Raw genomic sequence first — 16,881 nt, 5'->3', positions numbered from 1 at the left:
CCAAGCAAGCTGGAGTAAGTATAAGAACTCCCCGCGTCAGAAGAGCTACATCACGCGCAAGTATCCAATCACCTCGCGTCACCACGTTTAAGTCCGGCGCACACGCGCCGCCATAGGTAATTCCCGCGCGACTAAATCCAGAACTCCCGCGTCCATGTCACTTCAAGCACTACAAGCTCCCTACACTAACAAGCCACACTCCCTAATCAAAAAACACCTCAAACCACCGTTGGAACAAACCTTTTTCCTTCTCTTTCTGTTGATGTTCGTCATCATCTCCATAAAAATGTTCAGAGCAATGATAGTCTGGTTCTGTTCCTTCTTTAAAGAACATGACTGTACTTGTTGGACAATGGGGGGTGGCTCGTTGTCCCGTTTCTGGGTCGATTGGTACAGCTACTAATCCCTTTGGCGCATCGAAATGCTCTTTTGGTAGATTCTTGTGAACACTTTCCATAAATGTGGTCCAGATATCTTTTGAATAGGAGCGCTCAGGGACAGAAGTGATGGTCCGATTATTATCATATCCTGTCCATATACCAGCTACCAGGGAGGGACTGTACCCAATCATCCAACTATCCGTATCAGTCGATCCCGTCTTTCCAGCATAGGTCCGAGATAGTTTGTCTGCCATGGAAATCCCAGTTACAGACATATACCCATTTAGTGATTCGTCAAATATTCCTGTCATAAGCTGTGTCAAAATAAAAGCACTCTTTGGATTCAAGACAGGAGAGTCATCAACTTTCTCCCGTTCATAGACAACACGACCATTCGGATCCAGTATTTTTTCAATCGTGTGCCCATCAATTTTATAACCACCATTTGCTAACATGCCATATGCAGATACCATTTCTTCTACCGTTACCGATGCAGTACCGAGTGCAAGGGATGGAACTGCGGGAAGTTGACTCGTAATCCCGAACTTTCTTGCTGTCTCAACAAGGGTCTCTTCTCCTAGGTGCATATTCGTTTTTACGGCATAGATATTATCCGACAAGGCCAATGCTTGTGCTAATGTAATCGGTTCGTTGGCATAATATCCATTAAAATTACTTGGTTGATAGACATTTCCATCATCAATTTCAAAGGCGGTAGGTTTACTCATTAACATGGTTGTTGCCGTGTAGCCATTTTGTAGTGCTGCGTAATATAAGAACGGCTTAAAGGTTGAGCCTGGCATTCTCTTTGCTTGAATGGCTCGATTATACGGGCTGTTCTTATAGTCACGTCCACCGACTAATGCCCGTATAGCACCATTTTTGGGGTCGACTGCGACGGCACCTACCTCCATTTCCGAGGAATCTGCCACTGTTTCGGCAACGCTCTCTTCTAGCTCTTTCTGCATCGTTATATCTAAAGTTGTATAGATTTGATAACCTCCAGAACGAACCGATTCTTGATCGATGTTCAGTCGATTTGCAGCTTCTGTCAGAACAGTATCTTGGAAATAAGGTCCTATGGTTAATTGCTTCCTCTCTTTCGGATCGGTATAGGTAAGTTGTTCCCGAGAGGCTAGATAATAATCTTCCTCCGAGATAGCTTCCTTGTCGAGCATTACGGATAATATTTGCTTTTGACGATTGGTTGCACGTTCTGGATCATTTAATGGTGAATAATAAGTGGGCCCCTTTGGGATTCCTGCAAGCATCGCAGCTTCAGCTAGAGTTAGTTCACTGGATTTCTTATTGAAAAAGTGATGACTAGCAGCTTCAATACCATATGCGCCATGTCCGTAATATACGGTATTTAAATAACCTTCTAATATCTCTTCCTTGGAATAATACATTTCTAAACGAATTGCGTAAAATGCTTCTTTTAATTTTCGGCTCCATGTTTTTTCGTGGGACAGGTAAAGATTTCGGGCGTATTGCTGCGTAAGTGTACTAGCACCTTCCTTTAAAGACATAGTCTTGATATCTTTCAGGATAGCCCCAACAATACGTTTTATATCAAACCCGTTATGTTTAAAGAAACGCTGATCCTCTATCATTAAGGTTGCATCAATAATCGAAGGGGACATTTCTTCTAAACTTACCCAGACCCTATTCTGTACCCCTTGTTCTTCTCCTATTACCTTACCATCTGTGCTATAATAAATCGTATTTTGCTCATTTATGAGACTTGGCGGACCAAGGATAAAGGCAGAAAGATATAGCAGCAAAATTGCTGAAACACCAAATAAGAATAGACCAACTATCATTTTCATTAGGGTTCGTTTTAGTTTTTTTGATTGAAATGTGATTCCCATAAGTAATAAACTCCATTATTTTGTCGTATATTGTCATTTAGTATCATTATGGGAAAGTTGATTCAGAAATAAACTCGAAATTATATATATTGAAATGCATCTTCACTTGTCGCTATAATAGTAAAATATGAGTAAGCGCTAGGAGCGACAAAATGGAGAAACAAGTTAGAATTGAACTACATATGGAAATTGAAGACGATGGTTTGAAAGAAACAAGTACAAGTAATCAACTTGGCAACTATTATCAAAAAGGAAATGTGGATGTCCTTACCTTTGAAGAAAAAACAGAGGACAATCAAACGATTCGAAGTTTGATTACTATCTATCCGGAAAAAGTAAATATTAAGCGAACTGGATACGTATCCATGAACCAGCAATTCCATTCCGAGCATGTAACGGAAAATGTGTACAAGCATCCTCATGGACATATCCACATGGAAACATATACAAAATCAATCCGATACCAAGCACTTGAAGGTAACGAAGAGGGACAGCTATACATACAGTATACGGTCAAATTAAATGGACAAGATGAACGAAACCATAGCCTAAGATTGAACTATAAGAAGGAGGATTAACATAATGAACGTTTTAGCCCAAACAGAAATAAATTTAAAAGAACAAATTAGTATTGCAGTTACCAAAGCAGGATTAGCATCAGAAGCGGAAATGCCGGATATTATCTTAGAAAAACCAAAGGATAAGTCACATGGTGACTTTGCTACGAATATCGCAATGCAATTGGCAAGAATCGCGAAAAAAGCTCCTCGACAAATCGCAGAGGATATTGTAGCAAGTCTTGATACATCTAAAGCATCTGTTGAAAAAGTAGAAATAGCAGGACCAGGATTTATCAATTTCTTTATGAAAAATGACTTCTTAACGGATTTAATTCCAACCATTCTAGATGCTGGTGAGGGCTATGGAAGAACCACTCATGGAGAAGGGAAACAAATCCAAGTTGAATTTGTTTCTGTAAATCCAACAGGAAACCTCCATTTAGGCCATGCACGTGGTGCTGCATTTGGGGACGTGTTATGTAATGTATTAGACGCTGCAGGGTATGGAGTGGAGCGCGAGTATTATATTAATGACGCAGGAAACCAAATTGATAATCTAGCACTTTCTGTGAATGCCAGGTATTTGCAAGCATTAGGTAAAGAGGCTGACATGCCTGAAGATGGCTATCATGGTCAGGATATCGTGGAGATTGGCAAGGAACTAGCTAAAGAACATGGAGAAGATTGGGCTAATAAATCAGAAGAAGAACGCTTAGCATACTTTAAAGAATATGGTCTTAAGCACACATTAGGAAAAATTCAAAAGGACTTAGATGATTTTGGTGTTCATTTTGATAATTGGTTTTCCGAGAGAAGTTTGTATCAAAATGATGAAATTACAGACGTATTAGCGAAACTAAAAGCTGGAGACTATGTTTATGAAAAGGACGGTGCAACATGGTTCCGTTCTACGGATTTCGGTGACGATAAAGACCGTGTACTGGTGAAGAATGATGGTTCTTATACGTACTTAACACCAGACATTGCCTATCATCAGAACAAACTAAATCGTGGATTTGATAAGCTTATCAATGTATGGGGGGCAGACCATCATGGTTATATCCCAAGAATGAAAGCAGCTATTCAAGCACTTGGCTATGATGCAGATCGTTTAGACGTAAAAATTATACAAATGGTTAACTTGTTTGATGACGGTGAAAAGCTTCGCATGAGTAAGCGTACAGGAAATGCTGTATCACTACGAGAACTAATGGATGAAGTGGGAATCGATGCAGTTCGTTACTTCTTTGTAGCTCGTTCTAATGACTCACAGTTAGATTTTGATGTAGAACTAGCACGCTCACAATCGAATGATAATCCAGTTTATTATGTTCAATATGCGCATGCTCGTATTTGTACGATGCTAAAACAAGCAGAAGCGAAAGGGATAGAAATTAAACAAACGTTTGATTCAAGCTTATTAACATCGGAAAAAGAATTAGACTTGCTGAAAAAGCTAGGAGAATTCCCTCAAGCCATTACGGATGCAGCTGATAAACATGCGCCTCAAAAGATAACGCAATACGTTTTTGATTTAGCATCCTTATTACACAGCTTCTACAATGCTGAAAAGGTGCTAGATACTGATAATCTAGAATTAACTAATGCACGTATTGCTTTAATGAAAGCCGTTCGAATTACCATTGCAAACGCACTGAAGTTAATTGGTGTTAACGCACCAGAGAAAATGTAGTCGTGTAACTTAATTTAAAAGTAAAATCCAAACGGACCCAAAATATTTGGTAATTATTTTGATTGTTCGTTTGGATTTTTTAATGTTCCTAAATGAAATCAGAATATCTAATCGATATTCAAAAAAACCGGTTGACTGAATGGTCATTCATAATTTATAGTAGTAAATGAAACATTGTTTTTTATTTTCGGAAAAATGCAATCGCTATCATTGTGTACTAAAAAGGAATTTAATACAGATAAGAAAGTATAATCAGCTTTCCTATCTGCATTAGAGAAGCGAACACATTCGCAAGAAACAAGCGAATGCGAGTTTTTCTAGACGAGGGGATAATTCATTAGGAGAAGAAAAACTTCGAAGTAGGAGGGGCAGCTAGTGGAAAATGTACTATTATTAGTAAACACGTTGTTGTTTATTGCTATAGCACTTTACGCGTTCTTCTTGTTTGGTAAAGTAATAGCAACTCGTGTAGCCTATATTAGGCTGGGGAAGAAATCCGAGTTTGACGGAGATATCAAGGAAAGAGTCAATCGAATCATTAAAATCGTATTTGGACAATCCAAGCTATTAAAGGATAAGAAGTCCGGTATTATTCACGTCATGATGTTCTACGGTTTCATACTCGTACAATTTGGGGCAATTGATTTTATTGTGAAGGGAATCTCACCGGGTAATCATCTACCGTTAGGATTCTTATACCCTGGATTTACATTCTTCCAAGAAATCGTAACGTTAACGATTTTAGTAGCAGTTATTTGGGCATTTTATCGTCGTTATATTGAGAAGCTCGTTCGCTTAAAGCGAGGACTAAAGGCGGGATTAGTACTTATATTTATCGGAACATTAATGCTTTCTGTGCTACTTGGTAATGGTATGGCACTAATTTGGCATGGTGAAGCAGCTACATGGACAGAACCGATTGCTAGTTTAGTAGCAACTGCATTTGGCTTTATGTCACCATCTGCTGCAATGGTCATATTCTTTATTTCATGGTGGATCCATAACCTGACCTTATTAACATTCCTAGTTTACGTTCCACAATCCAAGCACGCACACTTAATTGCAGCACCAATCAATGTATTCTTTAGTAAACGTATTCCTGGAAAACTCAAAAAGCTAGAATTTGAGATAGATGAGGATAGTGAAGAAGAAGTTTCCTTTGGGGTTGGGAAAGTAGAAGACTTTGAACAAATTCAAATGATAGATTTCTATGCTTGTGTTGAATGTGGCCGTTGTACAGATGTTTGTCCTGCAGCAGGAACAGGTAAAATGCTTTCTCCAATGGACTTAATGGTTAAAATCCGTGATCACTTAACGGAAAAAGGTGCTGCAGTAACTGGAAAATCACCATGGGTACCATCTTATGCTTTTTCTGGCACACAAGGAAACCAATTAGCAAAAGGTGCTGGAAGTGAAGCCGCAGCAACGATGGAAACAATTAGTTTAATCGGTGATGTTATCACAGAGGAAGAAATCAATGCTTGTACAACATGCCGTAACTGTGAAGATGCATGTCCTGTTATGAACGAACATGTTGATAAAATTATTGATTTACGTCGTTACTTAGTGATGACGGAAGGTAAAATGGATGCTGAGGTTCAACGTGCGGTAATGAATATCGAACGTCAAGGTAATCCTTGGGGATTATCAAAGAAGGACCGTATTAAATGGCGTGAAATTGATGAGACGGCATACATTCCAACTGTGAAAGAACTTCAAAAAGAAGATAAAGAATTTGAATACTTATTCTGGGTAAGTTCCATGGGGTCATTCGATGCACGTAGTCAAAAGATTGCCATTGCATTCACTAAATTAATGAATCAAGCAGGAATAAGCTTTGCAATTCTAGGAAATAAAGAAGCAAACTCTGGTGATACAGCAAGACGTATCGGAAATGAATTCTTATTCCAAGAGATTGCAGAAAAGAATATAAAGGAATTTGAAAAAGCTGGCGTGAAAAAAATCGTAACGATTGATCCACACGCATATAATATTTTCAAGAATGAGTACCCTGACTTCGGCTTTGAAGCTGAGGTTTATCATCATACTCAAATGCTTTATGATTTAGTAATGGAAGGTAAGCTAAAACCTGTTAAACCAATCAATGAGCGTCTAACCTATCATGATTCCTGCTACTTAGGAAGATATAATGGCGTGTACGATCCGCCACGTGAAATTCTTCGCGCCATTCCAGGACTTGAACTTGTGGAGATGGATCGTAGTCGTGAAAATGGTATGTGCTGTGGTGCTGGTGGCGGTCTCATGTGGACAGAAGAAACTACTGGTACACGTATAAATGTTGCCCGTACAGAGCAGGCGCTTGCTGTAAAACCATCGGTTATTTCAAGTGCATGTCCATATTGCTTAACCATGTTAAGTGATGGTACGAAAGCAAAAGAAGTAGAAGAAGATATTAGTACAATGGATGTAGCAGAAATTCTAGCAATCTCTGTACTAGTAGAAGAGGCAGTTAAAACAGCTTAGACTAATTAACAGATTAATTATTACGTTTTAATGACTTATTGAGGCTGTTGATTCAGGCCGTTATGTTTGGTAATACATCAAATATCATAGGTGAAGATTGACTGCCCTTTATCGTGTGGTAAATTAATAAGAGGGGGACTAAAAATAGTCCCCTTTTATATGGTAGATAGGAAAGTATAAAAAATTTCTCGCTTGCATTAGAAAAACTAGCGCATTCGAGTTTTTCTATTAAGTGAACACTGAGCGAGCGTTCAATCATCGTTAGCATGATGAAATACAACATAAATAAATAATCCAAGTGGATAATTCCACAATCTAGTATGAATACAAGTGCTCTAACAAGGGTCCATTGTTCTTCCATCATAGCGTTAGAAAGCACGTACTAGTTATGCATCATAATAGTTTAAGAGGAGGAAATTTTGGAATGAAGAAATCAGTTATCGTATCAGGAGCTAGAACCCCTTTTGGTAAATTCGGTGGCTCCTTACAGTCACTAAAAGCTTCTCAATTAGGAGGAAAAGTGATTAAAGCAGCAATCGATCGAGCAGGGATAGATGGCTCTGATGTTGGAGAAGTCATTATGGGTACCGTGCTACAAGGTGGCCAAGGTCAGTTACCATCAAGACAGGCGGCGCGTGAAGCAGGACTTCCATGGGAAGTAAAAACAGAAACGATTAATAAAGTATGTGCATCAGGTCTTCGCAGTGTCACGTTAGCGGATATGTTAATACGTTTAGGGGAAGAAGAAGTTGTTATTGCAGGTGGTATGGAAAGTATGAGTAACGCTCCGTACTTCTTACCGGATGCTCGTTGGGGCAATCGTATGGGCGACAAACGTGTTGTAGATATGATGGTACACGATGGATTGACATGTTCCTTTACAGGCGTGCATATGGGAACCTACGGAAATTCTACAGCAGATGAGTTTAATCTAACCCGTGAAGAACAGGACAAGTGGGCATATCGTAGTCATATGCGCGCATTAAAAGCGATTGAAGATGGAAAGTTCTCAGATGAAATTGTACCAGTCGAGATTCCACAACGTAAAGGTGACCCTATGCTAGTAGACACAGATGAAGCACCTAGAAAAGGGACTTCAGTAGAAGCCCTGGCTAAATTAAAGCCAGCATTTGATAAGGATGGAACGATTACAGCAGGTAATGCACCTGGTATTAATGATGGTGCTGCTGCATTTGTCATCATGTCAGATGATAAAGCAGCTAGCTTAGGTAAGAAACCAATGGCTACTATCTTAGGTCACGCGGAAATTGCAGTAGAAGCAAAGGACTTCCCAAAAACACCTGGCTTAGTAATCAATGCATTACTTGAAAAAACAGGTTATACAAAAGATGATATTGCTTTATACGAAATTAATGAGGCATTCTCTGCTGTTTCCTTGGCATCTAGTGTAATTGCTGATTTAGATCCAGAAAAAGTCAATGTTAATGGTGGAGCGGTAGCACTTGGACATCCGATTGGAGCAAGTGGTTCCAGAATTATCCTGACACTTATTCATGAATTAAAGCGTCGTGGCGGGGGGTTAGGAATTGCTGCAATTTGTAGTGGTGGCGGTCAAGGTGATGCAATCTTAATTGAGGTGCCGAGTGAATAATTTATTAAGATGCCAATAAAAATACTAGCCAGAAAAGCTAGCAATCTACCTTTTCTGGCTTAATCTATCTACATTTAATAGGAGGAACAACGATGAATACGATTATGGTAATTGGCGCAGGACAAATGGGTTCTGGAATAGCGCAGGTTTTTGCTCAATCAGGATATCATGTATATTTAAATGATATGAACGAATCAGCACTTGAAAAAGGGATGAAAAATATTGAAAAGCTGTTGAATCGTGCGGTAGATAAAGGACGCATGACAGAGGATGAAAAGACAGCAACAATTAGAAGATTATCTCCATCTATTAACCTACAAGATGCAAAAAACTGTGACCTAGTAGTAGAAGCAGTTATTGAGAATATGGACGTTAAGATGAGTGTTTTTAAACATTTAGATGAGATAACACCGGCACATACCATTCTTGCCTCGAATACCTCTTCACTTCGAATAACGGAAATTGCAAGCGCTACCAATAGGCCGGATCAAGTTATTGGAATGCACTTTATGAATCCAGTACCCGTGATGAAACTGGTTGAAATCATTCGTGGTTTACAAACAAGTGAAGAAACATATCAAGCTATTGAGGATATAACTCGCAAGTTAGCTAAGACGCCGGTAGAGGTGAATGACTTTCCAGGTTTTGTATCCAATCGTATCTTGGTGCCGATGATCAACGAAGCAATTTATACCCTTTATGAAGGGGTGGCAACGGTTGAAGACATCGATAGGGTTATGAAGCTTGGCATGAACCACCCTATGGGGCCGCTTCAACTTGCGGACTTCATCGGATTAGATACTTGTTTATACATCATGGAAGTGTTACATGAAGGATTCGGTGACAGTAAATATCGCCCATGTCCATTGCTTAGAAACTATGTAAAAGCAGGCTGGCTGGGTAAGAAGTCGGGAAGAGGATTTTATCAATATGACTAGAGGTAACTAACCAGAGGGAGGCTAGAATTGTGCACTTTCAATTTACTGACGAGCAACAAATGATGCGCAGAATGGTTCAAGACTTTGCGCAGAAAGAAGTCATCCAGGCAGTAGAGCAAATGGAAAAAGAAGAGAAATTCCCAACTGAAATCATTCAAAAGATGGGCGAGCTTGGTATTATGGGAATTCCCATCCCGGAAATGTATCAAGGGGCAGGCATGGATTACACATCATACATCATTGCCATTCATGAGCTATCAAAGGTAAGTGCTGCATTAGGCGTTATTTTATCGGTCCATACTTCTGTTGGGACAAATCCAATTCTATTTTTTGGAACGGAAGAACAAAAAGAAAAGTATGTGCCTAAGCTTGCGACGGGGGAATATCTTGGTGCGTTCGCTCTAACAGAACCACAAGCGGGGTCTGATGCAAAAGGTATCCATACATCCGCAAAGCTAGATGGAGAACACTATGTGCTGAATGGCTCAAAGGTCTTTATCACCAATGGTGGAGCAGCAGACATTTATATTACCTTTGCACGAACATCGCCGGGGGCAAATGGGATATCAGCATTTATTGTGGAGAAGGATACAAAAGGGTTTTTCATTGGAAAACAGGAAAAGAAGATGGGACTTCATGGTTCAAATACCGTGCAGTTGACCTTTGAAAATTGTCGTGTACCGAAAAGCCAACTATTAGGTGTGGAAGGTGACGGCTTTAAAATTGCAATGGCAAATTTAAATAAAGGTAGAGTTGGAATTGCTGCTCAAGCGTTAGGAATTGCAGAGGCGGCACTGGATCATGCGACGAACTATGCAAAGGAACGAGAGCAATTTGGAAAACCAATTGCTCATAATCAAGGTATCTCTTTCAAGCTTGCGGACATGGCAACAAAGGTCGAGGCGGCGAAACTATTAGTCTATCAAGCTGCATCACTAATTGAAAAAGATATCCCATGTGCGAAAGAAGCATCCATGGCAAAAATGTTTGCTTCGAACACAGCTATGGAAGTTGCAATCGAAGCGGTTCAGATATTTGGGGGATACGGCTACACCGAAGAATACCCAGTAGAAAGATTGTTCCGAGATGCGAAAATCACCCAAATTTATGAAGGAACAAATGAAATTCAACATATGGTAATTGCGAACAATATATTGAAATAGGGGGCAGAAAAAGATGAACTTTCAATTAACCGAAGAACAAGAAATGCTACGAAAGATGGTGCAGGATTTTGCTAGAAAAGAAGTAGAACCAACTGCAGCAGAGCGTGACGAAGAAGAGCGCTTTGATAGAGAAATATTCGATAAGATGGCCGAGCTAGGCTTAACGGGAATTCCTTGGCCGGAAGAATATGGTGGTATTGGTGCAGATTATGTTAGTTACGTTATTGCGGTAGAGGAGCTTTCACGTGTCTGTGCTTCAACAGGGGTAACACTTTCTGCCCATCTTTCATTGGCTAGCTGGCCAATCTATAAATATGGAAATGAAGAACAAAAGAAAAACTTCCTATATCGTTTAGCGACAGGTGAAGCATTAGGCGCATATGCCTTATCAGAACCGGGCGCTGGAAGCGATGTTGCTTCCATGAGATCAACTGCAAAATTAGACGGCGACCATTATGTATTAAATGGTAGCAAGGTTTGGATTACAAACGGTGGCGTAGCAGATATTTATGTTGTATTTGCAAAGACTGATGTCGATGCCCGTCATAAAGGGATAAGTGCATTTATTGTGGAAAAAGGAACAGAAGGATTTTCTTTCGGGAAAAAAGAGAAGAAGCTAGGAATTCGTTCATCACCGACTACAGAGTTAATCTTTGAAAATTGTCGAGTACCGAAAGAAAACCTATTAGGTGCTGAGGGTGAGGGCTTTAAGATTGCGATGACAACATTAGATGGTGGTCGGAATGGAATAGCTGCCCAAGCAGTTGGAATTGCACAAGGGGCCCTAGACGCAGCGACAAACTATGCGAAAGAACGCGAACAGTTCGGAAAACCAATTGCTCATAACCAAGGAATATCTTTCAAACTAGCAGATATGGCAACAGATGTTGAAGCGGCACGTCTACTAACCTATCAGGCTGCTTGGCTAGAATCTGAAGGCTTACCATACGGAAAGGCATCTGCAATGTCGAAGCTATTTGCTGGGGATGCTGCAATGCGTATTACAGTAGATGCGGTACAAATTTTTGGTGGGTATGGCTATACAAAAGATTATCCGGTAGAACGTTATATGCGTGATGCTAAGATTACGCAAATCTATGAAGGTACACAAGAAGTACAACGACTTGTTATAGGTAGAATGGTGACGAAATAGAAAGGATGTCCAGTATGCACCAGGTTGTGGAACGAATTGCCAATAAGGATATTCGTGCATTAGCACGAGCTATTACCCTTGTTGAAAATGATCATGAAGATAAGCTGCAAATCATGCAGGATGCCTATTCTATTAAAAAGAATGGCATGTTTGTCGGGTTAACTGGTTCTCCTGGTGCAGGTAAAAGCTCTCTTGTTAACCGCCTAATTAGCCATATTCGAGCAGAAGGTAAAACCGTTGCAGTGATTGCAGTTGATCCTACGAGCCCTTTTAGTGGTGGGGCACTACTCGGTGACCGAGTGCGGATGAATGAACATTTTACAGATGACGGAGTATATATCCGCAGTATGGCAACCAGAGGAAGTCTAGGCGGATTATCCCGTGCAACCAAGGATGCTCTCCGATTATGTGATGCATACGGTTTTGATGTGGTCATGGTGGAAACGGTCGGGGTTGGTCAGTCTGAACTAGACATTATGAAAATTGTAGACACAACAGCAGTGGTACTGACTCCTAATAGTGGGGATGTCTTGCAAATCTTCAAGGCAGGAATTATGGAGATAGCGGATCTATTTGTGATCAATAAAGCAGATTTACATGGTGTCGGTAAGTTACGCGCCATGTTAAGAGAACTGGTTCATATAACAAGTACTGATGATCACGAAACAGCTATTGTAAAAACCATTACAACGGAGAATCAAGGGATTGACGAACTATGGGAAAAGATAAAAGAACATCACCACTATTTATATCGTACAGAGGCAGGTAAAACTCGTCGTCATGAACAATACCAACTAGAGGTACTAGAGTTAATGCGTGAGGAAATTTGGCGTGATCTTCATCAGTATGTGCGTAACAATCCTGTATTTAACAAAGAGACTGGAGACCCATATAGGCAGGCAAGTTATTGGTATGAGAAATGGAAAAGGGAAGGGAGATAGGATAGTGAAGGAGAATAAGGTTCTATCTTCTGTAAAAGACGAGGAATTAATTAAAATCAGGCGTGACCAAATGATAAAAGGTGCCTTAACGCTTTTTAAAGAAAAAGGCTTTCACCGCACGACGACAAGGGAAATCGCAAAAGAGTCAGGGTTTAGTATTGGAACGCTGTATGAATATATTCGTACGAAGGAAGACGTCCTATACCTTGTATGTGATTCTATTCATGGTGAAGTAAAGAAGCGTTTGGAGGCAGTAGTAGATGTCAAGAAACCAACAATTGAAAACTTCTGCAATGTTATCACATCCTTCTTTCGGTTGATGGATGATATGCAGGAAGAAATATTAATTTTGTATCAAGAGGTAAAGTCTTTAAGTAAGGAAACTAGAAGTGCCGTTTTGCAAAAGGAACGAGAAATGGCATCCATGTTGGAAGATGCCATCAGAACCTGTCTGCCACATGAACTTCCAAAGCAAGATATTACCCTTCTTGCTAATAATCTATTAATACAAGGACATATGTGGGGATTTAGAAGATGGATGCTTCAAAAGGAATTTACATTAGAAGATTACATCGAAAAACAATTAAAATTCGCACTAGTTGCGATGGGAATTGAAAGCTCGACGAAAATTGGGGAGGGATGATGATGGAACAAGTAGCACCTTATCAAACAAAGCATAAAGTTCGTTTTGTTACTGCATCTAGTCTTTTTGATGGGCATGATGCCTCGATTAATATCATGCGTCGTATTTTACAGAGTAGTGGAGCAGAGGTGATTCACCTAGGTCATAATCGCTCTGTTGAAGAAGTTGTTCATGCTGCAATACAGGAGGATGTACAAGGAATTGCCATATCCTCTTATCAAGGCGGACATGTAGAATACTTTAAATACATGATTGATTTGTTAAAGGAACTAGGTGCAGAGCACATCAACGTTTTTGGTGGTGGCGGAGGCGTAATCATTCCGCGCGAAATTAAGGAACTACATCAATACGGGGTAACAAGAATCTTCTCACCAGATGACGGCCGAGAACTGGGCCTTCAAGGCATGATTGATTTCATGCTGAAGGAATGCGATTTCCTACCACCGCTCCATTTTGAGAAACAATTAGAGCTATTAAAATCAGGTGAACGTCAGGCAATTGCCCGAATGATAACATATGTTGAAAGTGAAGATGTATCGATCGAGGATAAAAAGAAGATATTAGCAGCGGTTGGTGAGAATGCAAATACTAGTATTCCTGTATTAGGAATTACCGGAACAGGTGGAGCAGGGAAAAGCTCCTTGACTGACGAGTTAATTCGCCGATTTTTAAACGAGATTCCTGAACGTAAGATAGCAATCGTGTCCATTGATCCAACAAAGCGCAAGACAGGTGGTGCATTACTAGGAGACCGAATTCGAATGAATGCTATCTTTACTGATCGAGTTTATATGCGTTCATTAGCTACAAGGGATTCTAGAACCGAGTTATCGAAAGCAATAGAAGAAGTAATCCAGGTTTTACGTGCGACAGGATATGATTTCATCGTTGTGGAAACAAGTGGTATCGGGCAAGGGGATGCAGCCATCACAGATATTACGGACCTATCCATGTATGTTATGACATCAGAATACGGTGCACCGACACAGCTTGAGAAGATTGATATGATAGATTTCGCTGATTTTATTGTCATAAATAAGTTCGAGCAAAAGGGATCAGAGGATGCATTGAACCAAGTCCGAAAGCAATATGAACGAAGTCACATGCTATTCCACCATGACAAAAAGACGTTTCCAGTGTACGGAACTATTGCAAGTCAATTTAATGACACGGGAACCAATGCTTTATTTGCCGCCCTTATCGATAAACTGAATGACCGTTATGGCTGGGATGACAAGGTTGATTTTGACCGTTATTCGATATCAGAAAAGCAAAATCTAATCATTCCTAACGAACGTCGTCATTATTTAAGAGAAATTGCAAGTCATGTTCGTAATTATCATAAACTGGCAAAGGAACAAAGTGATATTGCAAGAACGTTATATCAGTTGCATGGTTCACTTAACGTGTTGGAGGATGACGGAGCGAAAGAAACACTGCGTCGCTTTTATACAACTTATGAAGCAAAGCTACACCCTCATGCAAAGAAGCTATTGGAGTCGTGGGATACATTAAGAGAGAGCTATTCAGGCGATACATTTGTTTTTAAGGTCCGTGATAAAGAAATCAAAATGGAGTTAACAACAGAATCACTAGCTGGACTAAAGATTCCAAAGGTAGCTTTTCCGAAATATGTTGACTGGGGAGACAGACTTCTTTGGCAGTTGAAGGAAAACGTGCCTGGGGCATTTCCATTTACAGCAGGGGTTTTCCCATTCAAACGTAAAGGAGAAGATCCTACAAGACAGTTTGCAGGGGAAGGGACACCAGAACGTACGAATCGACGTTTTCATTATCTCTCGAAAAATGATGAAGCAAAACGCTTATCCACTGCGTTTGACTCGGTAACTCTATATGGGGAAGACCCAGCATATCGTCCTGATATTTACGGGAAAGTCGGTGAAAGTGGCGTTAATGTTTGTACATTAGAGGATATGAAAAAATTATATAAAGGATTTGATTTGACCAATCCATTAACTTCAGTATCCATGACCATTAATGGCCCAGCACCAATTATTCTAGCAATGTTCTTTAATACAGCTATTGACCAACAACTTGAAAAGTTTGAAAAAGATAATAATCGTAAGCCTAACCAAGAAGAATACGAAAAAATAAAGGCGGATACATTATCCGTTGTTCGTGGAACAGTTCAAGCGGATATTCTAAAAGAAGATCAAGGACAAAATACATGTATTTTCTCTACAGAATTCGCCCTTCGAATGATGGGAGATATTCAAGAATACTTTATTAACCATGATGTTCGAAATTATTACTCTGTATCTATCTCTGGATACCACATAGCAGAAGCGGGTGCAAATCCAATTACCCAACTGGCATTTACGCTTGCTAATGGATTTACTTATGTCGAATATTATCTAAGCCGTGGCATGGATATTAATAAGTTTGCACCAAATCTATCATTCTTCTTCTCAAATGGATTAGACCCTGAATACACTGTTATTGGTAGAGTTGCAAGACGTATTTGGGCGATAACAATGCGTGATAAATATGGTGCAAATGAACGCAGCCAAAAATTAAAATATCATATTCAAACTTCTGGTCGTTCCTTACATGCACAAGAAATTGATTTTAATGATATTCGAACGACCTTACAGGCTTTAATCGCAATTCAAGATAACACGAATTCTCTTCATACAAATGCTTATGATGAAGCGATTACGACACCAACTGAGGAATCTGTTCGCCGTGCGATGGCAATTCAAATGATTATTAATCGTGAGTTTGGCTTAACGAAAAACGAAAACTCCCTGCAAGGATCTTTTATTGTGGATGAGCTGACAGATCTAGTAGAAGAAGCGGTACTACAAGAGTTTGAACGTATTAACGACCGCGGTGGTGTTCTAGGGGCAATGGAGCGTCAATACCAACGAGGTAAAATCCAAGAGGAATCATTATATTATGAAGGTAAAAAGCATAGTGGAGAGCTACCGATTATTGGCGTCAATACGTATCTCAATCCAAATCCACCTTCAGAGGAAGAAATTGATTCCATGGAATTAGCCCGTGCTACAACAGAAGAGAAAGAACATCAAATCCAAGAATTAAAGAAATTCCAAGCACAGCACCAGGATGAAGTTGGTCCGGCTTTAAAACGTCTTAAAGAAGTAGCGGCTTCAGGAGGGAATATCTTTGAGGAATTAATGGAAACGGTTAAAGTTGCCAGTCTAGGCCAAATTACTAATGCTCTTTATGAGGTAGGCGGACAGTATAGAAGGAATATGTAAATGATTATGCGGTATGTCGCGCGGGATGATGGAAAGTGAAGAGAGAATGGATAATTCCCGCGCTAATGGAAATATAAATTACGCGACCAACACAGATTCTCACGAGAGAAATCATATATATTACGCGATAGTCATGCACTCTCGCAAGAAAATAACATTCACGCGCGGTATTTGCCTAATGCCGCGCTACTTTTTCAT

At 39.9% G+C, this 16,881-nt stretch carries 11 protein-coding genes; 10 read left to right on the top strand and 1 reads right to left on the bottom strand.

The features are described from left to right. Positions 1-202: 202 nt before the first annotated feature. Complete coding sequence (locus G5W_RS0119835; protein ID WP_010099503.1) at positions 203-2,251, bottom strand: transglycosylase domain-containing protein; 2,049 nt, start codon at positions 2,249-2,251, stop codon at positions 203-205. 152 nt (positions 2,252-2,403) lie between these two features. Between G5W_RS0119835 and G5W_RS0119830 the strand changes: the two genes are divergently transcribed. From G5W_RS0119830 to icmF, 10 genes are all read left to right on the top strand, one after another. Further along, complete coding sequence (locus G5W_RS0119830; protein ID WP_010099501.1) at positions 2,404-2,829, top strand: YwiB family protein; 426 nt, start codon at positions 2,404-2,406, stop codon at positions 2,827-2,829. A gap of 4 nt (positions 2,830-2,833) precedes the next feature. Continuing rightward, complete coding sequence (gene argS / locus G5W_RS0119825) at positions 2,834-4,504, top strand: arginine--tRNA ligase (protein WP_010099498.1); 1,671 nt, start codon at positions 2,834-2,836, stop codon at positions 4,502-4,504. Between the two features lie 375 nt (positions 4,505-4,879). Next, complete coding sequence (locus G5W_RS0119820; protein WP_010099495.1) at positions 4,880-6,988, top strand: (Fe-S)-binding protein; 2,109 nt, start codon at positions 4,880-4,882, stop codon at positions 6,986-6,988. Positions 6,989-7,412: 424 nt separating this feature from the next. Continuing rightward, positions 7,413-8,600: an acetyl-CoA C-acetyltransferase gene (locus G5W_RS0119815; RefSeq protein WP_010099493.1), complete on the top strand. Its 1,188-nt coding sequence runs from the start codon at positions 7,413-7,415 to the stop codon at positions 8,598-8,600. Positions 8,601-8,692: 92 nt separating this feature from the next. Further along, positions 8,693-9,538: a 3-hydroxybutyryl-CoA dehydrogenase gene (locus tag G5W_RS0119810; protein ID WP_010099491.1), complete on the top strand. Its 846-nt coding sequence runs from the start codon at positions 8,693-8,695 to the stop codon at positions 9,536-9,538. 29 nt (positions 9,539-9,567) lie between these two features. Next, a complete protein-coding gene (locus G5W_RS0119805; protein ID WP_010099489.1) occupies positions 9,568-10,701 on the top strand; it encodes an acyl-CoA dehydrogenase in 1,134 nt (377 codons plus the stop codon). Between the two features lie 13 nt (positions 10,702-10,714). Beyond that, positions 10,715-11,854, top strand: a complete 1,140-nt coding sequence (locus tag G5W_RS0119800) for an acyl-CoA dehydrogenase (protein ID WP_010099487.1) — start codon at positions 10,715-10,717, stop codon at positions 11,852-11,854. 14 nt (positions 11,855-11,868) lie between these two features. Next, positions 11,869-12,795 carry a methylmalonyl Co-A mutase-associated GTPase MeaB gene (gene meaB / locus G5W_RS0119795; RefSeq protein ID WP_010099485.1) on the top strand — a complete coding sequence of 309 codons (927 nt, stop codon included), beginning with the start codon at positions 11,869-11,871 and terminating at the stop codon, positions 12,793-12,795. Positions 12,796-12,799: 4 nt separating this feature from the next. Beyond that, entirely contained in the window at positions 12,800-13,438 is a 639-nt protein-coding gene (locus G5W_RS0119790) for a TetR/AcrR family transcriptional regulator (RefSeq protein ID WP_010099483.1), read from the top strand. A 2-nt stretch (positions 13,439-13,440) separates the two neighbouring features. After that, a complete protein-coding gene (gene icmF / locus G5W_RS0119785; RefSeq protein ID WP_010099481.1) occupies positions 13,441-16,683 on the top strand; it encodes a fused isobutyryl-CoA mutase/GTPase IcmF in 3,243 nt (1,080 codons plus the stop codon). The last annotated feature ends 198 nt before the right edge of the window (positions 16,684-16,881 follow it).

It is taken from the genome of Ornithinibacillus scapharcae TW25 (genome assembly GCF_000190475.1).
In the GTDB taxonomy this organism is placed as follows: domain Bacteria; phylum Bacillota; class Bacilli; order Bacillales; family Amphibacillaceae; genus Ornithinibacillus; species Ornithinibacillus scapharcae.
The sequence above is the reverse complement of the archived record's forward strand: the minus strand, read 5'-3'. Positions and strand labels throughout refer to the sequence as shown.

What these genes read in the sequence shown, in the direction of transcription:
- G5W_RS0119835 (WP_010099503.1), bottom strand. Translation starts at nt 2,251, where the DNA reads ATGGGAATCACATTTCAATCAAAAAAACTAAAACGAACCCTAATGAAA.
- G5W_RS0119830 (WP_010099501.1), top strand. Translation starts at nt 2,404, where the DNA reads ATGGAGAAACAAGTTAGAATTGAACTACATATGGAAATTGAAGACGAT.
- argS (WP_010099498.1), top strand. Translation starts at nt 2,834, where the DNA reads ATGAACGTTTTAGCCCAAACAGAAATAAATTTAAAAGAACAAATTAGT.
- G5W_RS0119815 (WP_010099493.1), top strand. Translation starts at nt 7,413, where the DNA reads ATGAAGAAATCAGTTATCGTATCAGGAGCTAGAACCCCTTTTGGTAAA.
- G5W_RS0119810 (WP_010099491.1), top strand. Translation starts at nt 8,693, where the DNA reads ATGAATACGATTATGGTAATTGGCGCAGGACAAATGGGTTCTGGAATA.
- G5W_RS0119800 (WP_010099487.1), top strand. Translation starts at nt 10,715, where the DNA reads ATGAACTTTCAATTAACCGAAGAACAAGAAATGCTACGAAAGATGGTG.
- meaB (WP_010099485.1), top strand. Translation starts at nt 11,869, where the DNA reads ATGCACCAGGTTGTGGAACGAATTGCCAATAAGGATATTCGTGCATTA.
- icmF (WP_010099481.1), top strand. Translation starts at nt 13,441, where the DNA reads ATGGAACAAGTAGCACCTTATCAAACAAAGCATAAAGTTCGTTTTGTT.